This is a genomic window from Nocardia sp. JW2, from assembly GCF_051843015.1.
In the GTDB taxonomy this organism is placed as follows: domain Bacteria; phylum Actinomycetota; class Actinomycetes; order Mycobacteriales; family Mycobacteriaceae; genus Nocardia; species Nocardia coubleae.
On sequence record NZ_JBPXLK010000035.1, the window covers coordinates 22,488 to 44,817 of the forward strand.

The window sequence follows — 22,330 nt, forward strand, 5'->3', positions numbered from 1 at the left end:
ACACCCGTTCCCCTCCTTGACGTCTTTTCCGGCCACGCCGGGTGAGCTGCACTCCTAATGCAACTCCCGATAGATGCGTATATCTACATTTGACTATGCCTCTGACTTCCTTGGCTAACTCACAGGCTCGCCACAGTCGCAAGCCAGGCCACGGGAGCACTCTCGACAGGGAACGTTTCCGCAGATGGTGAGTGAGGTAGCGATGGTCGAGCTCGAGGTCGACAACGACACGGTGACGGTCCATGTACTCGGTGGACATCGGCTGCTCGCGCTGCGCCAGCAGGTGGTGATCGACCGTGCCGCCATCACCGAGATCACCACCGCCGAGGTGGATCTGCGCCCGCCGTGGGTCCGCGCGCCGGGCACCTTCATCCCCGGCGTGATCGCCGCGGGCGTCTACCGGGGCAAGGGCCGGAAAGAGTTCTGGGACACCACTTTCGGTGGAAACGCGGTCCGCATCGACCTGAACGGACCCGACTTCACCCGCCTGGTCGTCGACGTCGACAACCTCGACGCGGTACTCGACGCCCTGACCGGTGAGCTGGCCGACGCCTGACCTATTCCGACCCGAACAATTCCAGCAGCCCGGTATAGGGCTTCGCCGGCGGTGTCGCGAACTCGCCCCTCCCCGACTTGCGCAGTCCGAGGGTGAGCAGAGATTGCACGGTCAGTGTGGCCGCCGCGACACCGTCGATCACCGGCACGCCGATCTCCGCCCGGATGTGCGCGCACAGGTCGGCCATTCCGGCACAGCCCAGGACGACGGCGTCGGAACCGTCGGCCGACACCGCCGCCCGGCACGCTTCGGTCACGACCTTGCGTGCGTCCGGGTCGGTGTCCAGCGCGAGCACGGGGAGTTCGCACGCGTGCACTCCGTAGCAGAACCGTTGCAGCCCATAGTGTTCCGCTAGATCCGTCGCGCGGCCCTTGGTGCGATGGAGGGTGGTCACGACGCTGAATCCCCGCCCCAGGTGACTGGCTGTCCGCATCGCCGCCTCCGCGATCCCGATCACCGGTCCGGTCGCGACCTCGCGTGCGGCGTCCAGGCCCGGGTCACCGAAACAGGCGATGACGTAGCCGTCGACACCGTCGGCCTCGCCTTCCCGGATGGCGGCCAGCAGTCCGGGAACGCTCATCGCCTCGTCGTAGTGGCTTTCGATCGAGACCGGTCCGGTCGCGGAGGTGACCGCGTCGAGCACGGTGCCCGCGCCGACGACGGCCCGGGCGCACTGCTCGATCGTGTCGGTCATCGCCGAGGTGGTGTTCGGATTGACGACCCGGATTCGCATCAGGCGAGAACCTCCGGGCGGGTCCTGCGCCTGGCTGCGGTGAGCAGGTAGTAGGTGGCGAAACCGAGGCCGCAGCCGATGAACCAGCTGTACTGAGCCGCGGTGTGCATTCCGGGCAAACCGTTGGCCAGCACCGGGAACACCGCGACGCCCGCGCCGACCGCCGTGGCGACGATCGCGGCGGGGTGGTAGCCCTTGCGGTAGTAGTAGCTGCCCCGCTCCGACATGGTGAAGAGGTCGTCGACGATCACCTTCTGCTTGCGCACCAGGTAGTAATCGCAGATCAGCACGCCGAACAGCGGTCCGATGAAGGCGCCGAGCACCTCGAGCGTGTAGTGGATCACCTCGGGATTGTTGTAGAGATTCCAGGGGGTGATCAGGATCGAACCGACCGCGGCGATCATCCCGCCCGCGCGCCAGCTGATCCGTTGCGGGCTCACATTGGAGAAGTCGAACGCGGGCGAGATGAAGTTGGCGACGATATTGATACCGATGGTGGCGATGGTGAAGGTGAGCGCGCCGAGCACGATCGCGAACGTGGAGTCGATGCGGGCGACGGTCGCGACCGGGTCGGTGATGAGCTCGCCGTAGACGGGCACCGTCAGCGAGGCGGTGATCACGACGAGCAGGGAGAACAGCAGGAAGTTCACGGGCAGGCCGAGCAGGTTGCCGGTCTTCACGGCCGGAAAGCTCTTGCCGTAGCGGGAGAAGTCGCCGAAGTTGAGCATCGGGCCCGAGAAGTAGGACACCACGAGGGCGATCGCGCCGAGCATCACCGGCACCGACGCCCAGCCGGTGTAGGTCACCTCCCCCAGGTTCAGGTCGATGGCGCTCCAGCCGGCGCGCGCGATCAGGTAGCCGCAGAGCACGAACATCACGACATACACGGCGGGACCGCAGAAATCGATGAACTTGCGGATGGATTCCATGCCACGCCAGAACACACACGCCTGCACCACCCACAGCAGCAGATAGCTGCCCCAGCCCAGCGCCGACAAACCGAGGAAACCGTAGTCGGCGGTGACGGCGTACGGCGCCAGACCCGGAAACAGTTTCACCAGAACCACATCCAGTGCGGCGGAGGCAAGGAAGGTCTGAATTCCGTACCAGGCCACCGCGATCAGACCGCGAATGATGGCCGGGATATTGGCACCGAGCACACCGAACGCGCTCCGGCAGATCACCGGGTACGGCACACCGGTCACCTGGCTCGGTTTGGCGACCAGATTGCAGAAGAAGTAGACGATGACGATGCCGATCAGCAGGGCGACGAGAACCTGCCAACTCGCCAGACCGAGCGCGAAAAGGCTTCCCGCGGTGACGTATCCGCCGACACTGTGCACGTCCGACATCCAGAACGCGAAGATGTTGTAGGTGCCCCATGTCTGCTTGCGCAGCGGTGCGAGATCCTCGTTGGTCAATCGTGGATCGTAGGCGGGCGGATCGGTGGCGGGCGCACCGGTGGCGACGGTGATGATATCGGTCATGGTCGTTCCCATCCGAAGGGTTCAGCTGCTGCGATGACCGTAGGTTTGCGCAGTTGCCCTGCGGTTTCCCGCGAATTTCGCCGCTATTGCGCCGAAGATATATCCTCCGGCGCGAGCAGACCGGTGTCGGTGGGAAGGGTCGCGATCACCGATTCGAGTCGTCGATGGTGCTCCTCGGCCGTGACTAGCAGACGGGCCACATCACGGGCGAGGAAGGCGTCGAGCATCGCGAGGTGGTCGGTGTGCAGGAGCTCACGGTCGGCGCGGTCGATGTGCACCATGGATTGCACGGGTTCGGTGACATTCCAGGCGGATTCGAGCATCTGCAACAGGCGGAACATGCGCGACGGGCGGGTCAGCGCCACGTGAAAGCAGCGCGATCGGCGCTGATACGCCGCCGGGTCGTCGTCGAGGATCGCCTGCTCGAGCAGGTCGTTCACGGCGAGCAGTTCGGCGCGTTCGGCGTCGTCCGCCGACAGCGCGGCCGCGGCGAGCGACGCCGATTCCAGGGTGTCGCGCACGATGTACATCTCCCGCAGTTCACGCGCCGTGAGCTGCGCGACCTGGTACCCACGCTGCGGCCGGTGGGTGACCAGCCCCTCCCCGATCAGGGTTTTCAGCGCTTCGCGCACCGGGATGTGACTCACTCCGAAGAGCACGGCCACCTCGCGCAGCGGGATCACGGTGCACGGCGGGACGGCACCGTCGAGGATCACGCGGCGCAGTTCGCCCAGGATCACCTGTGGCCTACCGGGTTCGTCCACCACAAGCCTCGCGAGCAGCGCCGATCGTCGTCTCGAGGACATGCGTGCACGCTATGACGCGAGTATTGCGCCCACGCTGCCGGATGTGACGGTCAGGAAAAGATCACCGTACCGACCGGTCCCATGGGTGATTTGGCATGCTCGGGTGATGGGAGTTTCGACAACGCAGTCGGTGGATCGCCGTTTCGTCCGTCTGGTCACCGTGTTCGACCAGTTGTTCCGCAAGCCTTCGCACGGGGGTGGCGCGCTGTGCGTGTACCTGCACGGCGAACCGGTGGTCGATGTGTGGGCCGGGTACGCACGCCCGGGTGTGCCGTGGACGGCGGACTCGGTGGCGCTGGCCTTTTCCACCGGAAAAGGCGTGGCCTCCACGGTGATTCATCAGCTCGCCGAGCGTGGCGAGCTCGACTACGACACCCCGGTCGCCGAGTACTGGCCCGAGTTCGCGGCAGCGGGCAAGGGCCGCATCACGGTTCGCGATGTGCTCACCCACCGAGCCGGGCTGCACCGGTTGCGCGGGCTGATCTCCGGGCCGATCGACACCTTCCTCGACGACAAGGCGGTCACCGCCGCGCTCGCCGCCGCCACCCCGGACCCGCGTCATCTCGTCACCAGTGGTTACCACGGGATCAGCTATGGGCACCTGGCCGCCGAGCTGGTGCAGCGCGTCACCGGCCGCGAATTCGTCGACGTCGTCCGCACCGAACTCGCCGAACCGCTCGACGCCGAGGAGCTCTGGTTCCGCGTGCCCGCCGCGGAACGCCATCGCATCGCCACCACGTTCCCACGCCTCACCGCGGCGGGCATTGATTGGGAGCGCGGCTCCGACCTGCTCACCCGCACCCGATTCGCGGCGGCGGCCGAAACCACCCCGCGCGGTTTCGCCGATCTCATCGTCGACCCGCGTGTGCACGACGCGGTGATGCCCGGCGTCAACGGTGTCTTCTCGGCCCGCGCCCTGGCCCGCGTCTACGGCGCCCTCGCCAACGGCGGCGAACTCGGCGGCACCCGCATCCTGTCCCCCGACACGATCCGCCGCGCCGCCACCCGTCAGGTCTTCACCCCCGACTATGTGCTCGCCTTCCGCATCCCGTGGGCGATGGGCTATCACGGCGTCCCCATGAAACCCTCACGTGCCGAACCGATCTCGGCCTTCGGACACTTCGGTCTCGGTGGCTCCGGCGCCTTCGCCGACCCCGAAACGGGCCTGTCCCTCGCCTTCGTCACCAATCGCCTCGGCGGCAAACTCACGCCCCTCGGCGACGCTCGCCTCACCCGCCTCGGCACCATCGCCCACAACATCGCCAAGGCCGCCCTCCGCGCCTGAGCTGGTCATTCGATCACCTCGCTCCGATGGCGGCATCGGCCGAGTGGCAGCCGCCACCAGAGCGTGGTGATCGCGCGTCCAGGTCCGTGGGAGGGCGGCGGCTGGCACGATGGGGCGATGGAGAGCGTTGAGTTCGGGCAGGTGGAGGCCGCGGCGCGGGTGGTGGGGGCGGTGGTGCGGCGGACGCCGGTGGTCGGGTCGCGGGTGCTGTCGGAGCGGGCGGGGGTACCGGTGTGGTTGAAGTGCGAGAACCTGCAGCGGACCGGGTCGTTCAAGCCGCGGGGCGCGTACAACCGGATCGCGAATCTGTCGCCTGCGGAAAGGACTCGCGGAGTGGTGGCGGCGAGCGCTGGTAATCACGCGCAGGGGGTGGCGTGGTCGGCAGCGGAGCTGGGGATCACCTCGACGGTGTTCATGCCGATCGGGGCGTCGTTGCCCAAGCTCGTCGCCACCCGGGCATACGGGGCGGAAGTGCATCAGGTCGGTGAGACGATCGATGAATCACTGGTCGCGGCAAAGGAATTCGCGGAGCGCACCGGGGCGACACTGATTCATCCGTTCGATCATCCCGATATCGTCGCCGGGCAAGCGAGTGTCGCGCTCGAGATTCTCGAGCAGGTGCCGGATGTGCGGACCGTGGTGGTGCCGACCGGCGGCGGTGGGTTGCTCGCGGGGGTGGCGATCGCGATGAATCATTGTGCGCCGCAGGTCGGAGTGGTCGGCGTGCAGGCGGCCGAGGCGGCGGCGTGGCCGGATTCGCTGCGGGCGGGCACGCCGATGCGGGCGTCGCGGATGTCGACTATGGCCGACGGTATCGCGGTGGGGATGCCGGGTGCGGTGCCGTTCGGTCATGTGTCGAAACTGGTGTCGCGGATCGTGACCGTCGACGAGGAATCGCTGTCCAAGGCTCTGTTGCTGTGCCTGGAACGGGCCAAGCTCATTGTCGAACCGGCGGGTGCGGCGGGGGTTGCGGCGTTGCTCGGGACAGAGTTGCGTGACCTGCCCGGTCCGATCGTGGTGATTCTGTCGGGCGGGAACATCGACCCGCTGCTGCTCACCCGGGTGATAAACCACGGCCTGAGCGCGGCCGGACGCTATCTGGCGATGCGGGTGACGATCTCGGACCGGCCGGGTGCGTTGTCGGCGCTGCTGGGAGTGGTCGGCCGGGCCGGGGCGAGTGTGGTCGATGTGGTCCACTCCCGAACCGGGACGTGGCTCGCGGTCGACGAGGTGGAGGTGTCACTCACCGTGGAGATGCGGGGACCCGCGCACCGCGACGATGTGCTGGACGCGCTGCGCGACGCGGGCTTCCGGGTCCGCGCAGAGTTGTGAGCCGAGCGGGATTCGCGTCGGCGCCGTCCGAAGTCAGTGCGCGCCACCGAGTTCCAGTGCCAGCACGCCGAGAATGACCAAGCCGATTCCACCGACCTGCACCAGTGACAGCCGCTCACCCAGGAACAGCACACCGATCAGGGCGATGGCGGCCACCCCGACGGCAGACCAGATTCCGTACGCGACGCCGATACCCATCCCCCGCTTCAGCACCTGGGACAGGAAGTAGAAGGCCGCACCGTATCCGAGCACGACCACCACCGACGGCACCGGTTTGGTGAATCCTTCCGACAGTTTCAGCGAAACGGTCGCGGTCACCTCGGATGCGATGGCCAATGCCAGCAAGAGCAGGGTCATGGCGGCAGACTAGCGGGGCGCGGCAGGTTGTTCAGTTCAGCCAGGCCCGGGCTTCGTCGGCGTTCTCGCGGACCTCGTCGAGTTGTTCGGCGACGCGGACGCCCGCGGTGCCGCCGCGCGCGTTACGGGAGGCGATCGAGCCGGGGACGGTGAGTACTTCGCGCACACCAGCGGTCAGCGAGGGGTCGATGGCGGCGAATTCCTCGTCGGTGAGTTCGTCGAGGCCCACACCGCGGGCCTCGGCGGCGCGCACGCACGCACCGGCCGCCTCGTGGGCCACACGGAACGGAACACCTTGGCGCACCATCCATTCCGCGATGTCGGTGGCGAGCGTGAAACCGGCGGGGGCGAGTTCGGCCATGCGGTCGGTGTGGAAGGTGAGGGTGCCGACCAGGCCGGCGATGGCGGGCAGCAGGAGTTCGAGCTGGGCGACCGAGTCGAACAGGGGTTCCTTGTCCTCCTGCAGATCCCGGTTGTACGCCAGCGGTTGGGCTTTCAAGGTGGCGAGCAGACCGGTCAGGTTGCCGATCAGGCGGCCCGCCTTGCCACGGGTGAGTTCCGAGACGTCGGGGTTCTTCTTCTGCGGCATGATCGACGAGCCGGTGGACCATGCGTCGGCGAGGGTGACGTAGCCGAATTCCGGTGTGCTCCAGAGAATGATCTCCTCGGCCATGCGGCTCAGGTCGACACCGATCATGGCGAGGACGAACGCGGCCTCCGCGGCGAAGTCACGCGAAGAGGTGGCGTCGATCGAATTGGCCGCCGAGGCAGTGAAGTTCAGTTCCGCGGCGATCTGCTCGGGATCGAGACCGAGCGAGGAACCGGCGAGCGCGCCCGAACCGTAGGGCGAGATCGCGGCGCGCTTGTCGAAGTCGCGCAGGCGTTCCAGGTCGCGCAGCAGCGGATGCGCGTGGGCGAGCAGGTGGTGGGCCAGCAGCACGGGCTGGGCGGCCTGCAGATGGGTCTTGCCCGGCATCACCGCATCCGGGTGCGCCGCGGCCTGGGCGACGAGCGCATCGACCACATCGAGCACACCGGCGGCCACACGGCGCACACCGTCACGCAGCCACATGCGGAACAGGGTGGCCACCTGGTCGTTCCGCGACCGGCCCGCCCGCAGCCTGCCACCGAGCTCGGTGCCGACCCGCTCGATCAGTCCCCGCTCGAGCGCGCCGTGCACGTCCTCGTCGGAGTCGGCGGGACCGAACGCCCCCGAGGCCACGTCGGCGGCCAGCGCGTCCAGCCCGGCCAGCATGCCGGACAGATCCTCGTCGGACAGCAGCCCCGCCTTGTGCAGCACCCGGGCATGCGCCTGCGAGGCGCGGATGTCGTAGGGAGCCAGCGCCCAGTCGAAGTGCGTCGACTTGCTCAGCGCCGCCATCGCCTCGGCGGGCCCGGACGCGAAGCGCCCACCCCAGAGGGCACCGGTGTTCGTGCTGCCGCCGTCGGTCATCGTCTGCCGTCTCCTGTCCGCCTCCCCGCGACTTTTGCCGGTCGCGGGGAGGTCGCTGGGTTCTACACCGGGCTCACGTCATGGACCACAGCGGTTCTGGGCGTACCCGGTGAGTTACCCATGTTCGCGCGAAATCAGTCGGAGCCTTGAACTACTTCTGGTTGAGGTCTCGCCGTGCCGCGACCTTGGAGGACAGGCCGTGGATCTGGACGAAGCCCTTGGCCAGGGACTGATCGAAGGTGTCGCCCTCGTCGTAGGTGGCCAGGTTGAAGTCGTAGAGCGACTGCTCGGAGCGGCGGCCGTTGACCACGGCGGAACCACCGTGCAGCACCATCCGGATGTCGCCGGAGACGTTCTGCTGGGTGTCCTGGACGAACGCGTCGAGGGCGCGCTTGAGCGGGGAGTACCACAGGCCGTCGTAGGCCAGCTCGGCCCAGCGCTGCTCGACCTGACGCTTGTACCGGCCCAGCTCGCGCTCGACGGTGACGTTCTCCAGGGCCTGGTGCGCGGTGATCAGCGCGATGGCGCCGGGCGCCTCGTAGATCTCGCGGCTCTTGATGCCGACGAGCCGGTCCTCGACCATGTCGAGGCGGCCGACGCCCTGGCGACCGGCGCGGGTGTTCATCTCCTCGATGGCCTGCAGCACGGTGACCTGGCGGCCGTCGATGGCGACCGGCACACCCTTGTCGAAGGTGATGATGACCTCGTCGGGCGCCTCGAAGTTCACCGTCGGGTCGGCGGTGTAGTCGTAGACGTCCTTGGTCGGCGCGTTCCACAGGTCCTCGAGGAACCCGGTCTCGACCGCGCGGCCCCACACGTTCTGGTCGATGGAGAACGGCGACTTCTTGGTGACGTTGATCGGGAGCTTGTTCTCCTCGGCGAAGGCGATGGCCTTCTCGCGGGTCCAGGCGTAGTCGCGGACCGGGGCGATGACCTCCAGGTCGGGAGCAAGGGCGCCGATGCCGACCTCGAAGCGGACCTGGTCGTTGCCCTTGCCGGTGCAGCCGTGCGACACGGTGGTGGCGTTGTGGAACTTGGCGGCCTCGACGAGGTGCTTGACGATCAGCGGCCGGCTGATGGCCGAGACCAGCGGGTACTGGCCCATGTACATGGCGTTGGCCTGGATGGTGGGCAGGCAGTACTCGTCGGCGAACTCGTCGCGCGCGTCGACCACGATGGCCTCCACGGCGCCGCAGTCCAGGGCTCGCTGGCGCACCACGTTCATGTCCTCGCCGCCCTGGCCCAGGTCGATGGCCACGGCCACGACCTCGGAACCGGTCTCCTTCGCGATCCAGCTGATGGCGACGGAGGTGTCAAGCCCACCGGAGTAGGCGAGTACGACGCGATCGGACATGTCTGTTGCGCTCCTTGAACTGGTGTCTGTGGACGGCTCGCGCCGTTGCTGCAAATGATTATGCACGATGATGCAAGCTCATTCATCACCGGGGTGCGACTCCTCGACGGCCGACACCATCTGTGAGACGCTGGTCACAGTAGCTACTCATCCAGTCGGGGTCGAGGAGTAAACATGCAGCAATTACGTGATTTCGCTCAGGCCAACTACGACCTCATCGGGCTCGTCGTCATCGGCGTCGGGAATTTCGCCCTGACCGTCGGCAAGACCCTGTTCGACCTGAGCACCCCCATTCTCCAGGATTTCTTCGCCTGACCCTCGGCACCGGAGGACACCATGGAAGACGCCATCCTGCAATTCCTCATGGAGAACTACGAGCCCGGCGCGGCGGTCGGCCTACACGTGGGCCGCGTGCTGTTCGACCTCAGTTCACCCCTGATCCTCGCCGTCCTGAATTTCCTCGCGTCCTGAACGCGGTCGTACCGGCTCGCGCGGGCAGCGCGCGTTCAGCTCGCGCAACTCCTCAGCGACGTCGGCCGGCCGCCGTGCGCGCCAGGCAGGTTGACCGCCCGCCTGCGGTACCGCGCGGCCGCGGGTCGGGTCACGGTTTGAAGGGCGCGAGATCGGGAAGCACCGTCGCAGGGTAGTGCGCCGTACATGGTGTACGGCACTCTGGGACAGCACTATTCGGCCCGCCAGAAGTGAGGACGAACAAGATGCTTCATTACATCGCGCAGGAATTCTCGACGCTCGGCAACGGTGTGCTCGATGTCGGTCGCGCCGTGGTCGAGCTGGTGCAGGACATCATCGATGTCGCCACACCGGGCCACAACGGCGGCGCGGGTGGCGGGGACTACCCGTTCAACTGATGCCCATCGGCGCGGGCTGCGCCGGATGACGGGCCCGCGCCGATAGTGTCCCCGGCATGAGCGACGACGTGCGACTCAGCGCCGGTACCGCGACGGTCACCATCGCCCCCGACGACGGGGGCGCGATCCACAGCCTCACCGTGGCGGGCACGGAATTGCTGCGCCAGGACCCCGGGACCGGGTGTTTCGTGATGGCGCCATGGGCAGGTCGGCTCGGCTACGGCAAGCTCACCGTGGGTGATCGCACCTACCAGCTGCCGATCGACAACCCGCCGCACAGCATTCACGGCACCGTCCGCGACAGGACGTGGGAAGTTGTGTCCAGGACCGCGAACGAGGCCATACTGCGTTGCCGGTTGACAGCGCCCTGGCCGTTCGCGGGCACGGTCGTGCAGACCTTCACCCTCACCGAGTCGGGCCTGACCCTGGCGATGCGCATCACCACCGACCACGACCCCTTCCCCGCCCAGGGCGGCTGGCACCCGTGGTTCCTGCGCGATCTCGCCCCCGCCACCGGCCCACTCGAACTCGACTTCCACCCGGCCTGGCAGTACGAACGCGGCCCCGACTACCTCCCGACCGGCCGCCACATCGCACCTACTCCCCCACCATGGGACGACTGCTTCGCCATGCCCGACGGAGTCCGCGCCCGCCTCACCTGGCCGGGCTTCCTCGAGTTCACGATCACCAGTCCCGTCACCGACGTGGTGGTGTGGACACTGCCGGAGGAATCACTGTCGGTCGAAGCCCAATCCGGCCCACCGAACGGGCTCAACACCGATCCCCGGATGGTCACACCCGATTCGCCGCTCGACATCCGCGTCAGCTGGACCTGGCAGCGGTTGTCGCGGAGTTGAACCGCAGCGCCTTGTTCACGCCCGGACGCGACGGACCCCTGCTGCGAAATCATCGAGGGCCGTGAGAATTGCGTCGGCCTGCCAAACTCGGTTTCTGGCACGCTGCGACACCTCGCGCAGCACGCCCGACTGGACGAGTCGGTCGATTGCCCGCTGCGCCGCGACCGCGCTGATGCCGAAGGTTTCGGCAACGTAAGCGCTGTTCACCACCGGCTGCGCGATGAGACTGTCGATCACCTTCCATACGACGGAATCCGCGCGAGCGGTCGTCTGTTCCCGGCAGCCGGTGCGCACAGCGCGAAGGTCTTCGACCAATCGGCGTCCCGCACCGACCGCGTAGAACGTCGCCTCCACGAATCGGCGGACGATCGGCTCGGGATCTCCTGTGCGATATCCGGTCAGCGCATCGAAATAGCTACCCGTATTCACCAGCAAGCCCGCCGAGATCGGTACGGTGATGTGCCCGGTCAGCTGCCGGGCGCTCAACATCGCGTGCACCAGAGCGCGGCCCGTTCTCCCGTTGCCGTCGGTGAACGGGTGGATCGTCTCGAACTGCGCATGAGCGAGCGCGAGATGAACCAGGGCGGGTAGGTCGTCGCGACGGGTGAAGCGGATCAGGTCGGCAATCGCCGCCGGCACCCGGTCATGGTGTGGCGGAACGAAATCCGCTACGTGCGGACCAATATTGCTGCCACCGATCCATACCTGTTCGTCGCGCCATCGCCCGGCATGTGCAGGATCGGACTCGCCGAGTAGTGCGCGGTGCATGGCCAGGATCGAGGCGGCATCGATGTCCCTGCCCAGGCTTATCGCCGCCTCCATCGCGTGCACATTGGCGGTCACGCTGCGTGCGTTGCGATTGCTGTGCTCGCCGAGCACAGCAAGGGCGAGCTGCCTGGCCCCCACCGTGAGGTTCTCGATCTGTGACGATGCGGAACTCTCCGTCCGCAGCAGGACTGAACTCATGGGACCGAGCTCGCAGTCGGTCCCCAGTCGGGCGGAAAGGTGCGCGTCGAACCGCGCCAATTCCTGCGCGGCCTCTTCTGCCTCGGTGAGCAGTGAGACCGGCAACTCCACCGGCAGTTCGGCGATGTCGGTGAGCACCGCGGCCGAGTAGTCTCCCGCGTGCCGCCGCAGCTGGGATCGTGACACGTACGGGTCGCGCACCGTCCACGGATGCGTCTCGTACTCGACGGCAGGCCAGCCACCGGACGGAGCGTTACCCATCAGCCGATCTTACCTAACGATACGTAGCTAAGGTTAAGTAACGCGATTCGCTACCTAACCATAGTTCTGCATTGTTCGGTAAAAGTCGGAGACGGTCAGGCCAGGCTTTCGATCTTGGCGGCGAGTTCGGCGCCGGTGAGGGGTTCGCGGGCGATGACGGCGATGGTGTCGTCGCCTGCGATGGTGCCGACGATGTAGGGCAGGGCGGCTCGGTCGAGGGCGCTGGCCAGGAAGTGGGCGGCGCCGGGTGGGGTGCGCAGGACGGCGAGGTTGCCGCTGGAATCGGTGGACACCAGCAGGTCGGCCAGCAGTTTCGACAGGCGGCCGGTGCCGCCGGTGACGCCGCGGACGGGGCTGCCGTCCTCGGGGACGATGTACACCCCGGCGCCGCCGTCGGCGGCTCGCAGCTTCACCGCGCCGAGTTCGTCCAGGTCACGCGACAGGGTGGCCTGGGTGGTCTCGATGCCCTCGGCGGCCAGCAGTGCGGCCAGTTCGGTCTGGCTGCGCACCGAATGCGCCGAGAGCAGTTCGACGATGCGTGATTGGCGGCCGGCGCGGGTGCGGGCGATGGCGGGTGTGCCCTTCTCGGGTGCGCTCATCGCCTGCCCTCCGCGTCGGCCCCGGATCGCGGTCTCACGCGGCGGCTTTCGCGAGCAGCCACACCAGCAGCGCCTTCTGGGCGTGCAGCCGGTTCTCGGCTTCGTCCCACACCACACTGTGCGAACCGTCGAGCACCTCGTCGGTGATCTCCTCGCCACGGTGTGCCGGAAGGCAGTGCAGGACAATCGCTTCCGGGTTGGCGGCGGCCAGCAGTTCGGTGTTGAGCTGGAACGGGCGGAACGGCCCGACGCGATCGAGCCCGTCGTTCTCCTGACCCATGGAGGTCCAGGTATCGGTGACGAGCACGTCGGCGCCGGTGGCTCCGGCGACGGGATCACCCGTAACGGCCACTGTCGCACCGGTTTCGGCGGCACGCTTGGCGGCGGCCTCCATGATCCAGGGCAGCGGCTCGAAACCGGCGGGCGCGGCGACGGTCACGTTCATGCCCGCCGTGACACCACCGAGCAGCAGCGAGTGCGCCATGTTGTTGGCGCCGTCGCCGAAGAAGGTGAGATTGAGTCCGGCCGGCGAACCCTTGCGCTCGGCGATCGTCTGCAGATCGGCGAGGACCTGACACGGGTGGAACTCGTTGGACAGCGCGTTCACCACGGGAATCGTTGCGGTGGCGGTCATTTCGTCCAGCCGCGACTGCTCGAAGGTGCGCCACACGATGGCGTCGACGTAACGCGAGAGCACGCTGCCGGTGTCGCCGAGGGTTTCCTCACGGCCGAGCTGGGTGTCGCGACCGTCGACGACCACGGCGTGCCCACCGAGCTGGGCGATGCCGAGTTCGAAGGAGAACCGGGTGCGGGTGGAGTTCTTCTCGAAGATCACCCCGACTCCGCGCGGGCCCTCCAGCGGGCGGTGCGCGAAGGGGTTCTTCTTGAGTTCGGCGGCGAGAGCGAGGATTTCGGCTTGTTCGGCCTGGCTCACGTCGTCGTCGCGCAGGAAATGGCGCAGGGTCACTTGGTCGCTCCCTTGGCATCGGCGGCGGCCTTGTCGAGGATCTCGGGCAGGTCGGCGACGAAATTGTCGGCCTGGGTTTCGGTGAGCACCAGGGGCGGTGCCAACCGGATCACATCGGGCTTGGCGGGATTCAGCAGATACCCGGCCTCGCGGGCCCGTTCGTCCACGTGGGCGGAGATGTCGTTGCGCAGCACGATGCCGATCAGCAGGCCCGCCCCACGCACATGGTCGATCTCGGGGTGCTCGAGCAGGGCGATGCCGTCGCTGAGTTTCTTGCCGACCCATTCCACATGGCTCAGCAGGTCCTCGGAGTCGATGGTGCGCAGCACGGCCAGCGCCGCCGCGGCGCAGACCGGATTGCCGCCGAAGGTGGTGCCGTGCAGACCCGGGGTGAGCAGTTCGGCCGCCCGTCCCTGTGCCAGCACGGCGCCGATCGGGAGGCCACCACCCAGACCCTTGGCGAGGGTGATCGCGTCGGGCACGATCCCGGCCGCCTGGTGTGCGAAAAACGTGCCGGTGCGGCCGATTCCGGTCTGCACCTCGTCCAGGATCAGCAAAGCTCCGGCCCGCGAGGTGATTTCGCGCGCCTTGGCGAGGTAGTCGAACGGCGGGACGACCACACCGCTCTCCCCCATCATCGGCTCGAGGAACACCGCGGCGGTGTCGGAGTCGACGACGGCTTCCAGGGCGGCGGCGTCACCGTAGGGCACGTGCACGACGCCGGGCGGCATCGGCTCGAACGGCGCTCGCTTCGACGGCTGACCGGTGAGCGCGAGCGCGCCCATGGTCCGCCCGTGGAACGCCTCCTCGGCGGCGACGATCTTGGACCGCCCGGTGAGCCGCGCGATCTTGAACGCGGCCTCGTTGGCCTCGGTACCGGAGTTGCAGAAGAACGCCTTGCCCTCGCCGTCACCGAAGTGGGCGAGCAGCTTCTCGGCCAGTTCGATCACGGGTTCACTCGCGTACAGGTTCGACACGTGGCCGAGGGTGCCGAGCTGCTGGGTGACCGCCTCGAGGATGGCGGGATGCCCGTGACCGAGGCTGTTGACCGCGATACCACCGAGGAAATCGACGTAGCGCTTGCCGTCGGCGTCGTAGACCACGGCCCCGGCGCCACGCACCAGCGCCACCTTCGGGGTGCCGTAGTTGTTCATCATCGCGGCCGACCACCGCTGCTGCAGTTTCGCCACTTCACTCATCTTCGGCCTCCCCCGGGGTCACCATGGTTCCGATTCCTTCTCCGGTGAACAGTTCAAGTAGTACCGAATGCGGGACGCGCCCGTCGATCACGTGGGCACTCGGCACCCCGCCACGGACCGCGCGCAGGCAGGCCTCCATCTTCGGCACCATGCCCGCGTCCAGGCTCGGCAGCAACTCGGCGAGGGCGTCGGCGTCGATCCGGCTGGTGAGCGAGGATCGGTCCGGCCAGTCGGTATAGAGACCCTCGACATCGGTGAGGACGACGAGCTTCTCGGCGCCGATGCCCTCGGCCAGCGCGGCCGCGGCGGTGTCGGCGTTGATGTTGTGCACCACGCCGTCGGCGTCGGGGGCGATGGTGGAGACCACCGGGATGCGGCCCGCGTCGATCAGGTCGAGCACGGCGCCCGGGTTGACCTCGGTGACATCGCCGACCAGGCCGATATCGGTGGCCACCCCGTCGACGGCGACGGTGCGCCGGGTGGCGGTGAACAGGTGCGCGTCCTCACCGGAGATGCCGACCGCGTACGGCCCGTGCGCGTTGATCAGCCCGACCAGCTCGCGCCCGACCTGACCGAACAGCACCATCCGCACCACATCCATCACCTCGGGGGTGGTGACGCGGAATCCGCCACGGAATTCGCCTTCCATGCCCAGCTTCTTCAGCATGGCATTGATCTGCGGGCCGCCGCCGTGCACGACAACGGGGTGCACGCCGACGGTGCGCAGGAACGCCATGTCGGCGGCGAAGGCGGACTTGAGGTCGTCGTCGATCATGGCGTTGCCGCCGTACTTCACGACGACGATCTTGTCGCGGAACTTCTGCAGCCACGGCAGCGCGTCGGCGAGGACATGCGCCTTGTCGAGGGCCGAAAGGCTGTGCAGCACACCGGCGTTCATGAGCTGTACGCCGAATTCTCTTCGACGTAGCCGTGCGAGAGGTCGGTGGTGCGCACCATGGCGGTACCCTCGCCCACATTGAGCTCGATCAGCACGTCGATATCGGCACCGGACAGGTCGACCTCACGCGCGCCCGGAGCGCCGACACTGTCGACACAGACCGGATTCCCGTTGAACGACACCGCGATCCGATGCGGGTCGAGGGTCACCGGGGCGATGCCGACGGCGGCGAGCACCCGGCCCCAGTTCGGGTCGGAGCCGAACAGCGCGGTCTTGACCAGGTTGTCGCGGGCGACGGCACGGGCGACGGTGAGCGCCTCGTCCTCGGTGGCCGCACCGGTGACGGTGACCCGCACCCGCTTGGTGACGCCTTCGGCGTCGGCCATGAGCTGAGCGGCCAGGTCGTCGCACACGGTGAACACGGCGGCGTCGAGGTCGTCCTGCGACGGGGTGACGCCGCTCGCACCGTTGGCCAGCAGCAGCACGGTGTCGTTGGTGGAGCAGGAGCCGTCGACGTCGAGCCGGTCGAAGGTGTATTTCGTCGCCTTGCGCAGTGCCTCGTCGAGCTGTTGGGGGGTGGCCACCGCGTCGGTGGTGAGCACGACGAGCATGGTGGCCAGCGAGGGGGCGAGCATGCCCGCGCCCTTGGCCATGCCGCCGACGTTCCACTTGTCCTCGTGGTGGAAGGCCGATTCCTTGGGAACCGTGTCGGTGGTCATGATGGCGTGGGCGGCGTCGGAGCCGCCGGTGAGACCGCCGCCCATCTCGTGCACGATCTCGGTGATCGCGGGGACGAGTTTGTCCATCGGCAGCCGGTCACCGATCAGGCCGGTGGAGCAGACCGCGATCTCGCCCGCGCCGGTCTCGGTGCCCCAATTGCTCAGTGCCGCAGCGAGTTCCTCGGCGGTCCTGTGGGTGTCCTGGAAACCGCCGTGGCCGGTGCAGGCGTTGGCGCCACCGGAGTTGAGGATGACCGCGCGCACGTGACCGGACTTCAATACCTGCTGCGACCACAGCACCGGGGCGGCTTTCACCTGGTTGCGGGTGAACACGCCCGCCGCCGCGTATTCGGGGCCCTCGTTGAGCACCAGCGCGAGGTCGGGCTTGCCGCTGGCCTTGATGCCCGCCGCGATGCCCGCCGCGCGGAAGCCGAGCGGGGCCGTGACGCCCTGGGTGTGGATGAGTTTGCCGTGGTCCGGCGCGTGCGGATCAGGGGTTGTCACGGTGCCACTCCTACGGTGGAAAGTCCTGCGGTCTCGTCGAAACCGACGGCCAGATTCATCGATTGCACCGCGGCGCCCGCGGTGCCCTTGGTCAGATTGTCGATCGCGCCGATCACCACGAGCAGGCCCGCGTCGGCGTCGACGGCGACCTGCAGGGTGATGGCGTTGGAGCCGAGCACCGAACCGGTCTGCGGCAGCATGCCTTCGGGCAGCAGGTGCACGAAAGGTTCGTCGGCGTAAGCCTTTTCGTAGACGGCCCGGGCCTGCGCGGCGTCGACCTTCACCGGCGCGGTGCAGGTGGCGAGGATGCCGCGCGGCATCGGCGCGAGCACGGGCGTGAAGGACACCGAAACATCCACGCCGCCCGCGGCTTTCAGGTTCTGCGCGATCTCCGGGGTGTGCCGGTGCGCACCCGCCACGCTGTAGGCGCGCACGCTGCCCATGACCTCGGATCCGAGCAGGCCGATGTCGAGTTTGCGACCCGCACCCGAGGCGCCGCTCACCGCGACGACGTTCACATTCGGCTCGATGATGCCCGCCGCGACGGCCGGGGCGAGCGCGACACTGGACACCGTCGGATAGCAGCCGGGCACCGCGATGCGACGGGCACCGGTGAGCCGGGCGCGCGCGCCGGGCAGTTCCGGCAGACCGTAGGGCCAGCTGCCCGCATGGGTGCTGCCGTAGTACTTCTCCCAGGCGGCGGGGTCGGTGAGCCGGAAGTCGGCGCCGCAGTCGATGACGACCGTCGACTCGGGCAGCGCCTGGGCGATCGCGCCGGACTGGCCGTGCGGCAGACCGAGGAACACGATGTCGTGTCCGGCCAGGGTCTCCGGGGTGGTTTCCTGCAGGACGCGGTCGGCCAGCGGCAGCAGCTGCGGCTGCAGTGCGCCGAGGGCGGTGCCCGCGTTGGATCCGGCGGTCAGCGCCCCGATCTCGAGGCGCCCGGCTCGGTATTCGGGATGGCCGAGCAGCAGACGCAACACCTCGCCACCGGCGTACCCACTGGCACCGGCAACCGCCACCCGTAATACGGGTCCTCCGGACGTTTCCACCATGTGATGATTATGCACGAGTATGCAAGCTCATTCATGCGCGGGTGTGACGGGCTCGGTGCCACGTGCCCCGATCAGTCGCGCGACCAGCGGGAACACCAATACCGTCGTGGCTCCCGCGGCCACCAGTATCGAGGCTACCTCGCTACTGAGCAGGCCGGTGCGGGTCGCGACCTGCGTCACCGCGACGATGATCGGCAGACCGGTGGCCGCGTAGAGGGCCAACTGCACCCGCTCGCGGCCGGTGGGCAGGTTCAGCCCGTGCGGCACGAAACGCTCGCTCAGCCACACCGGCAGACCGCGCGCGATCGCGATGGTGAGCACGAACCACACCCACAGCGCCGGGTTGCTCGCGACGGCGGACACGTCGATACCCATTCCGGAGACCACGAAGAACACCGGGATCAGCAGGCCGTAACCGATGGCCTCGAGCGAGGCGTCCACATCGGGGTGGCCCGCGGCGATGAGTTTGCGCAGGATCATGCCCGCGGCGAAGGCGCCGAGCACCACGTCGAGGTCGAACTCCTCGGCGATCACCATCAGGACGAGGAGCAGCAGCACGACGCCGCGCACCGGGAGCTGCGAGGTGCCGCCGCCGAGCCGGCCGAGCGCCGATCCGAGGTCGGGCATCCGGTCGAGCATGCGCACCGGGATCAGTCCGACGAGCACCGCCGCGACCACGAACATCAGCACGGTGACGAGCGCCGACATGGAGTCGCGACTGCTCAGCAGCACCGACATCGCGACGATGGGCCCGAGTTCGCCCACCGCGCCGTGCGTCATCACCGCGCGACCGAGTGGTGAATCGGCGATTCCGGCCTGCTTCAGAATCGGCAGGAGCGTGCCGAGCGCGGTGGAGGTGAGCGCGATGGCCACGGCGATGCGGGTGCCCGTGGACCGGTCGGTGGCCAGCGTGACGATCCCGAACGCGAAGACCAGGCACACGAGCCAGACCAGCCAGGCCGTTCGCCCCGATTTCCCTCGCAGCAGGGCCGGGTCGAGTTCGTAGCCCGCGAGCAGGAACAGCATTCCCAGCCCGAGCTCGCTGACGAGATCGACGCCGCCGCCGGTGTCGGCCCATCCGAGCACGTACGGGCCGAGCACCGCACCCGCGACCAGCAGGATCACCACATCGGGCAGATATCCGCGCAGCAGGCGCGACACCACCGGTGCGATCACCGCGACCAGCGCGATCCAGAACAGCGACACGATCGGCGTCGGCCCGTCGGCACCGGCGGAAGCGAGCAGCTCCATGCGGGTCATCGTGGCACAGCGCACCAGCCGATCCCCGACACCGCGCGCGGGCGATCCGTCACCTTGCCTGCGGTGTATCGGGCTGGAGGTGCGCGAGGAGGAGTTTGATCAGCAGTACCGGGCCGAACCAGAGGAGGAAGGTCGGCACCGTGAGCATCGACGTGGTGATCGCGACGCCGAACACTGTGGCGGCGAAGGCCACCGGCACGCGCAGCTGATCGGGCACCGAGAGGACGACGACGGCCGCCGCGAGGACGAGGCTGTAGACGGCCGCCGCGACCCACCACCCGAACCCCGGGACCACCAGCGCCAGCAGGAACGGTTGGGCGTGGATGGCGACGAAGGTGAGGTGATGACGGGCGGTTCGGCCTGGCCGGTGAAACCAGCTTTTAGCCGATGCTGTCGCATTGACCACCGCGCCGCCGAACAGGTCGAAGCCGATCAGGGCGATCACCGCGACGACCAGTACGGAGCCACCCGCGCTTCTCGCGAGCAGCGCAGCCGTCACCCCACCGATGACCGCCGACGAATAGCACAGGGCTGCTTCACTTCTCGTCGCTCCGGGCGCGATGAGCCGGTCGGTGATCGTCATCTGCGGATACCTTCCACGCACACCTGCACCAGGGGTTCGGTCATCTCGGTGAGGGCGACGCGGTCGTCGGCCAGCCATTGCACCAGGCATCCTTCGATCGCGCCGACGATCACCGCGGCGTGCGCGTCGCCGATGCCCGCCCGCAATTGCCCCTCGGCGGCGGCCGCGCGCAGCAGTTCCGCGACGGCCGCCCGGTAGCCCTCGTAGACGGCGGCCATATCCAGCGGCGTCCTGGCCGACCACACGTCCAGCAATACGCGCGCGTAGTCCGGGTGGGCTGCCAGCATCGCCACGGTCGACCGGATCAACTGCGCCAGCCGATCGAGCGCTGGTCCGCTGCCAGGCGCGGCGAGTTGCTGTTCCGCGCGGGCACGGTACTGGTCGAACGCGGCGGTGAGCAGTTCCTCCCGGCTGCTGACCGCGAGGTAGACACTCCCTTTCGCGACCCCGGCCTCCGCCGCCACATCCTCGATCCGCGACGCGGCGAACCCTTTCCTGGCGAAGACCCGGACGGCCGCCTCCAGAATTTCGGTCCGCCGCGCATCGACATCCACTCGCTTCGGCATGAATTTATAATGACTGACCAGTCAGCCATAGTCCATAGTCAGTCGGACGCGGGCGGTGGTGGGATTCAGCGTTTCGTGACGACTCGTTCGCCCTCGCCGGGTTTCCAGATGGTGATGGCGAGCTGGTCGTCGGCGACTTCGACCGTGGAGGCGCTGGTGAGGTCGGCGATGTAGAAGTGGTCGAACTTCTGGCCGCGGATGTCGAAACCGCTGTCGTCGAAGAGTTTCTGCGCGAAGCGGGCGTGGACGGATTCGTCCTTCAGGTCGGTGACGGTGCCGAAGAGCTTGGCGTCGCCCTCGGTGACGTTGGTGTCGACGGTGGCGGTGTGCAGGCAGAAGCGGGGGTCACGGGCGAGGTCGTCGAACTTGCGCGTGTCCGGCATGCCCGCCAGCACCAGCATGTCCTCGAAGACCATCGGTTCGATCGGGCTGATCCGTGGCCATCCGTCGGCGCGGAGGGTGCCGAGCATGCACAGATTGCCGGTGGCACGGTGTCTGCGCAGGAACAGCTCGGCGATGCGCGGCGCTTCCTCGGTGAACTGGCTCCAAGTGGTCATACGCTCACGCTACGACCCAACCGTGACATCCTGTGTCAAGTTTCACGGCTAGCCTCGGGGTATGCGAGCGAGCAGGCTGGTGCAGCTACTGCTCCTGCTGCAAGCCAACGGCGGGTCGACGGCCGGGGAGCTCGCGCGGGAGCTGGAGGTGTCGGTGCGCACGGTGTACCGGGATGTGGAGGCGCTGTCGGCGGCGGGCGTGCCGGTGTACAGCGAACCCGGGCGCGGCGGCGGGGTGCGATTGGTCGACGGGTACCGAACCCGTCTCACCGGCCTCACCTCCGACGAGGCCGACGCCGTCTTGCTGGCCGGCCTACCGGGCGCCGCCGCCGACCTCGGCCTCGGCACCGTCCTCGCCACCGCGCAGCTGAAAATGCTGGCCGCGCTGCCACCGGAACTGCGCGGCCGGGCAACCCGCATCGCCGAGCGCGTCCACATCGATATGCCCGGCTGGTTCCACCGCCCCGACGAAACCCCCACCCTCGCGATCATCGCCGACGCCGTCTGGCACGACCGCCGCCTCGCCATCACCTACCGGCGAGGTGACGACGCCGTCGAACGCACGGTCGACCCCTTGGGCCTGGTGATGAAGGCGGGCACCTGGTATCTCGTCGCGCGCGTCCGCTCCGATACCCGCTCCTACCGGGCAAGCCGAATTGCCACGGCCGCCCCCACCGGCGAAACATTCGACCGCCCAGACGATTTCGACCTCGCCGCCCACTGGCAGGCAGCGGCGGTCGACTTCGGACAGTCCATGCTGAAAGTCAGCGCACGATGCCGGATCGCCACCGAACACCTCGGCCTGTTGCGCCTCATGAACGACCCGGCAGCCGTCCACGCCGCACTGGCCTCCCTCGGCCCCACCGACCCCGACGGCTGGGCCGACATCACCATCCCCTCAGAGTCCTACGAAGTACTGACCCACGCCCTACTCCCCCTGGCAAACCACGTCGAGGTCCTCGCTCCCCCCGAGTTCCGCGCCCACCTACGGACAATCACCGAGGCCATGGCCGCGCGCTACCGCCCCACCTAAGTCCGCCATGACCGCACTCCCAACCCCGCACGACCCGACCTCGAGGAGGGTCCGCCGCGAAGCGGCGCAGCGGC

Annotated in this window: 25 protein-coding genes; 8 read left to right on the forward strand and 17 right to left on the reverse strand. The window is 68.0% G+C overall.

Features of this window, described 5'->3' with window-relative positions; translation table 11 throughout:
* The first annotated feature begins 184 nt into the window (after positions 1 to 184).
* On the forward strand, positions 185 to 556 hold the full coding sequence (locus ACSVDM_RS28730) for a hypothetical protein (RefSeq protein WP_243750151.1): 372 nt from the start codon (positions 185 to 187) through the stop codon (positions 554 to 556).
* A gap of 1 nt (position 557) precedes the next feature.
* On the opposite strand, the gene ACSVDM_RS28735 is transcribed toward ACSVDM_RS28730, so the two are convergent.
* The 3 genes from ACSVDM_RS28735 to ACSVDM_RS28745 all read right to left on the reverse strand — a co-directional run bounded on the left by ACSVDM_RS28735 (position 558) and on the right by ACSVDM_RS28745 (position 3,582).
* Entirely contained in the window at positions 558 to 1,289 is a 732-nt protein-coding gene (locus ACSVDM_RS28735) for an aspartate/glutamate racemase family protein (RefSeq protein WP_439268889.1), read from the reverse strand.
* Positions 1,289 to 2,776 carry an NCS1 family nucleobase:cation symporter-1 gene (locus ACSVDM_RS28740; protein ID WP_439268890.1) on the reverse strand — a complete coding sequence of 496 codons (1,488 nt, stop codon included), beginning with the start codon at positions 2,774 to 2,776 and terminating at the stop codon, positions 1,289 to 1,291. The genes ACSVDM_RS28735 and ACSVDM_RS28740 overlap by 1 nt, the downstream gene beginning before the upstream one ends.
* Positions 2,777 to 2,859: 83 nt before the next feature.
* On the reverse strand, positions 2,860 to 3,582 hold the full coding sequence (locus tag ACSVDM_RS28745) for a GntR family transcriptional regulator (RefSeq protein WP_439268891.1): 723 nt from the start codon (positions 3,580 to 3,582) through the stop codon (positions 2,860 to 2,862).
* A 106-nt stretch (positions 3,583 to 3,688) separates the two neighbouring features.
* Here ACSVDM_RS28745 and ACSVDM_RS28750 point away from each other — a divergent pair, with 106 nt between their 5' ends.
* Complete coding sequence (locus ACSVDM_RS28750) at positions 3,689 to 4,867, forward strand: serine hydrolase domain-containing protein (protein WP_439268892.1); 1,179 nt, start codon at positions 3,689 to 3,691, stop codon at positions 4,865 to 4,867.
* Positions 4,868 to 4,984: 117 nt separating this feature from the next.
* Positions 4,985 to 6,199, forward strand: coding sequence for a threonine ammonia-lyase (gene ilvA, locus ACSVDM_RS28755; protein WP_439268893.1), 1,215 nt, complete (start codon positions 4,985 to 4,987; stop codon positions 6,197 to 6,199).
* Between the two features lie 33 nt (positions 6,200 to 6,232).
* Here the strand turns inward: ilvA and ACSVDM_RS28760 are convergent, their stop codons facing one another.
* The 3 genes from ACSVDM_RS28760 to ACSVDM_RS28770 form a co-directional block, all read right to left on the reverse strand.
* The gene (locus ACSVDM_RS28760) at positions 6,233 to 6,556 is read right to left on the reverse strand and encodes a DMT family transporter (protein ID WP_067499105.1); all 324 of its coding nucleotides are present in this window, start codon (positions 6,554 to 6,556) and stop codon (positions 6,233 to 6,235) included.
* Positions 6,557 to 6,587: 31 nt separating this feature from the next.
* A complete protein-coding gene (gene argH, locus ACSVDM_RS28765) occupies positions 6,588 to 8,009 on the reverse strand; it encodes an argininosuccinate lyase (protein WP_067644424.1) in 1,422 nt (473 codons plus the stop codon).
* Between the two features lie 151 nt (positions 8,010 to 8,160).
* Positions 8,161 to 9,363 (reverse strand): argininosuccinate synthase, encoded by a 1,203-nt coding sequence (locus ACSVDM_RS28770; RefSeq protein ID WP_181697753.1) that lies wholly within the window; start codon positions 9,361 to 9,363, stop codon positions 8,161 to 8,163.
* A gap of 174 nt (positions 9,364 to 9,537) precedes the next feature.
* Between ACSVDM_RS28770 and ACSVDM_RS28775 the strand changes: the two genes are divergently transcribed.
* The 4 genes from ACSVDM_RS28775 (at position 9,538) to ACSVDM_RS28790 (ending at position 11,089) form a co-directional block, all read left to right on the forward strand.
* A complete protein-coding gene (locus ACSVDM_RS28775; RefSeq protein WP_166655845.1) occupies positions 9,538 to 9,678 on the forward strand; it encodes a hypothetical protein in 141 nt (46 codons plus the stop codon).
* A gap of 21 nt (positions 9,679 to 9,699) precedes the next feature.
* Positions 9,700 to 9,834: a hypothetical protein gene (locus ACSVDM_RS28780; RefSeq protein WP_255284058.1), complete on the forward strand. Its 135-nt coding sequence runs from the start codon at positions 9,700 to 9,702 to the stop codon at positions 9,832 to 9,834.
* Positions 9,835 to 10,079: 245 nt separating this feature from the next.
* Positions 10,080 to 10,232, forward strand: coding sequence for a hypothetical protein (locus tag ACSVDM_RS28785; RefSeq protein ID WP_157102182.1), 153 nt, complete (start codon positions 10,080 to 10,082; stop codon positions 10,230 to 10,232).
* 56 nt (positions 10,233 to 10,288) lie between these two features.
* Positions 10,289 to 11,089 (forward strand): aldose 1-epimerase, encoded by an 801-nt coding sequence (locus ACSVDM_RS28790; RefSeq protein WP_439268894.1) that lies wholly within the window; start codon positions 10,289 to 10,291, stop codon positions 11,087 to 11,089.
* A gap of 15 nt (positions 11,090 to 11,104) precedes the next feature.
* Here the strand turns inward: ACSVDM_RS28790 and ACSVDM_RS28795 are convergent, their stop codons facing one another.
* From ACSVDM_RS28795 to ACSVDM_RS28845, 11 genes are all read right to left on the reverse strand, one after another.
* Entirely contained in the window at positions 11,105 to 12,316 is a 1,212-nt protein-coding gene (locus ACSVDM_RS28795) for a Fic family protein (RefSeq protein ID WP_439268895.1), read from the reverse strand.
* A gap of 95 nt (positions 12,317 to 12,411) precedes the next feature.
* Positions 12,412 to 12,915 carry an arginine repressor gene (locus tag ACSVDM_RS28800; RefSeq protein WP_067499094.1) on the reverse strand — a complete coding sequence of 168 codons (504 nt, stop codon included), beginning with the start codon at positions 12,913 to 12,915 and terminating at the stop codon, positions 12,412 to 12,414.
* Positions 12,916 to 12,949: 34 nt separating this feature from the next.
* Positions 12,950 to 13,882 carry an ornithine carbamoyltransferase gene (gene argF / locus ACSVDM_RS28805; RefSeq protein ID WP_439268896.1) on the reverse strand — a complete coding sequence of 311 codons (933 nt, stop codon included), beginning with the start codon at positions 13,880 to 13,882 and terminating at the stop codon, positions 12,950 to 12,952.
* Positions 13,879 to 15,081, reverse strand: a complete 1,203-nt coding sequence (locus ACSVDM_RS28810; protein ID WP_067499090.1) for an acetylornithine transaminase — start codon at positions 15,079 to 15,081, stop codon at positions 13,879 to 13,881. Before ACSVDM_RS28810 ends, argF begins: the two co-directional genes overlap by 4 nt.
* Complete coding sequence (gene argB / locus ACSVDM_RS28815; RefSeq protein ID WP_067644438.1) at positions 15,074 to 15,979, reverse strand: acetylglutamate kinase; 906 nt, start codon at positions 15,977 to 15,979, stop codon at positions 15,074 to 15,076. Before argB ends, ACSVDM_RS28810 begins: the two co-directional genes overlap by 8 nt.
* Positions 15,976 to 17,202: a bifunctional glutamate N-acetyltransferase/amino-acid acetyltransferase ArgJ gene (gene argJ, locus ACSVDM_RS28820; RefSeq protein WP_439268897.1), complete on the reverse strand. Its 1,227-nt coding sequence runs from the start codon at positions 17,200 to 17,202 to the stop codon at positions 15,976 to 15,978. Before argJ ends, argB begins: the two co-directional genes overlap by 4 nt.
* Positions 17,199 to 18,257 (reverse strand): N-acetyl-gamma-glutamyl-phosphate reductase, encoded by a 1,059-nt coding sequence (gene argC, locus ACSVDM_RS28825; RefSeq protein WP_439268898.1) that lies wholly within the window; start codon positions 18,255 to 18,257, stop codon positions 17,199 to 17,201. Before argC ends, argJ begins: the two co-directional genes overlap by 4 nt.
* A 27-nt stretch (positions 18,258 to 18,284) precedes the next feature.
* Entirely contained in the window at positions 18,285 to 19,508 is a 1,224-nt protein-coding gene (locus ACSVDM_RS28830; protein WP_439268899.1) for a cation:proton antiporter, read from the reverse strand.
* A gap of 58 nt (positions 19,509 to 19,566) precedes the next feature.
* Positions 19,567 to 20,100, reverse strand: coding sequence for a hypothetical protein (locus tag ACSVDM_RS28835; protein ID WP_439268900.1), 534 nt, complete (start codon positions 20,098 to 20,100; stop codon positions 19,567 to 19,569).
* On the reverse strand, positions 20,097 to 20,666 hold the full coding sequence (locus tag ACSVDM_RS28840; RefSeq protein WP_439268901.1) for a TetR/AcrR family transcriptional regulator: 570 nt from the start codon (positions 20,664 to 20,666) through the stop codon (positions 20,097 to 20,099). The genes ACSVDM_RS28835 and ACSVDM_RS28840 overlap by 4 nt, the downstream gene beginning before the upstream one ends.
* Positions 20,667 to 20,731: 65 nt before the next feature.
* Complete coding sequence (locus ACSVDM_RS28845; RefSeq protein WP_067644453.1) at positions 20,732 to 21,223, reverse strand: pyridoxamine 5'-phosphate oxidase family protein; 492 nt, start codon at positions 21,221 to 21,223, stop codon at positions 20,732 to 20,734.
* Positions 21,224 to 21,284: 61 nt separating this feature from the next.
* Here ACSVDM_RS28845 and ACSVDM_RS28850 point away from each other — a divergent pair, with 61 nt between their 5' ends.
* Positions 21,285 to 22,256 (forward strand): helix-turn-helix transcriptional regulator, encoded by a 972-nt coding sequence (locus tag ACSVDM_RS28850; RefSeq protein ID WP_439268902.1) that lies wholly within the window; start codon positions 21,285 to 21,287, stop codon positions 22,254 to 22,256.
* The last annotated feature ends 74 nt before the right edge of the window (positions 22,257 to 22,330 follow it).

Excerpts from the sequence above, each read along its gene's own strand:
- ACSVDM_RS28775 (WP_166655845.1), top strand. The coding sequence starts at position 9,538 with ATGCAGCAATTACGTGATTTCGCTCAGGCCAACTACGACCTCATCGGG.
- ACSVDM_RS28780 (WP_255284058.1), top strand. The coding sequence starts at position 9,700 with ATGGAAGACGCCATCCTGCAATTCCTCATGGAGAACTACGAGCCCGGC.
- ACSVDM_RS28730 (WP_243750151.1), top strand. The coding sequence starts at position 185 with ATGGTGAGTGAGGTAGCGATGGTCGAGCTCGAGGTCGACAACGACACG.
- ACSVDM_RS28800 (WP_067499094.1), bottom strand. The coding sequence starts at position 12,915 with ATGAGCGCACCCGAGAAGGGCACACCCGCCATCGCCCGCACCCGCGCC.
- ACSVDM_RS28830 (WP_439268899.1), bottom strand. The coding sequence starts at position 19,508 with ATGGAGCTGCTCGCTTCCGCCGGTGCCGACGGGCCGACGCCGATCGTG.
- ACSVDM_RS28785 (WP_157102182.1), top strand. The coding sequence starts at position 10,080 with ATGCTTCATTACATCGCGCAGGAATTCTCGACGCTCGGCAACGGTGTG.
- ACSVDM_RS28760 (WP_067499105.1), bottom strand. The coding sequence starts at position 6,556 with ATGACCCTGCTCTTGCTGGCATTGGCCATCGCATCCGAGGTGACCGCG.
- ilvA (WP_439268893.1), top strand. The coding sequence starts at position 4,985 with ATGGAGAGCGTTGAGTTCGGGCAGGTGGAGGCCGCGGCGCGGGTGGTG.
- ACSVDM_RS28845 (WP_067644453.1), bottom strand. The coding sequence starts at position 21,223 with ATGACCACTTGGAGCCAGTTCACCGAGGAAGCGCCGCGCATCGCCGAG.
- argB (WP_067644438.1), bottom strand. The coding sequence starts at position 15,979 with ATGAACGCCGGTGTGCTGCACAGCCTTTCGGCCCTCGACAAGGCGCAT.
- ACSVDM_RS28810 (WP_067499090.1), bottom strand. The coding sequence starts at position 15,081 with ATGAGTGAAGTGGCGAAACTGCAGCAGCGGTGGTCGGCCGCGATGATG.
- ACSVDM_RS28840 (WP_439268901.1), bottom strand. The coding sequence starts at position 20,666 with ATGCCGAAGCGAGTGGATGTCGATGCGCGGCGGACCGAAATTCTGGAG.
- ACSVDM_RS28750 (WP_439268892.1), top strand. The coding sequence starts at position 3,689 with ATGGGAGTTTCGACAACGCAGTCGGTGGATCGCCGTTTCGTCCGTCTG.
- ACSVDM_RS28790 (WP_439268894.1), top strand. The coding sequence starts at position 10,289 with ATGAGCGACGACGTGCGACTCAGCGCCGGTACCGCGACGGTCACCATC.
- ACSVDM_RS28795 (WP_439268895.1), bottom strand. The coding sequence starts at position 12,316 with ATGGGTAACGCTCCGTCCGGTGGCTGGCCTGCCGTCGAGTACGAGACG.
- ACSVDM_RS28740 (WP_439268890.1), bottom strand. The coding sequence starts at position 2,776 with ATGACCGATATCATCACCGTCGCCACCGGTGCGCCCGCCACCGATCCG.
- ACSVDM_RS28745 (WP_439268891.1), bottom strand. The coding sequence starts at position 3,582 with ATGTCCTCGAGACGACGATCGGCGCTGCTCGCGAGGCTTGTGGTGGAC.
- ACSVDM_RS28735 (WP_439268889.1), bottom strand. The coding sequence starts at position 1,289 with ATGCGAATCCGGGTCGTCAATCCGAACACCACCTCGGCGATGACCGAC.
- ACSVDM_RS28835 (WP_439268900.1), bottom strand. The coding sequence starts at position 20,100 with ATGACGATCACCGACCGGCTCATCGCGCCCGGAGCGACGAGAAGTGAA.
- ACSVDM_RS28770 (WP_181697753.1), bottom strand. The coding sequence starts at position 9,363 with ATGTCCGATCGCGTCGTACTCGCCTACTCCGGTGGGCTTGACACCTCC.
- argH (WP_067644424.1), bottom strand. The coding sequence starts at position 8,009 with ATGACCGACGGCGGCAGCACGAACACCGGTGCCCTCTGGGGTGGGCGC.
- argC (WP_439268898.1), bottom strand. The coding sequence starts at position 18,257 with ATGGTGGAAACGTCCGGAGGACCCGTATTACGGGTGGCGGTTGCCGGT.
- ACSVDM_RS28850 (WP_439268902.1), top strand. The coding sequence starts at position 21,285 with ATGCGAGCGAGCAGGCTGGTGCAGCTACTGCTCCTGCTGCAAGCCAAC.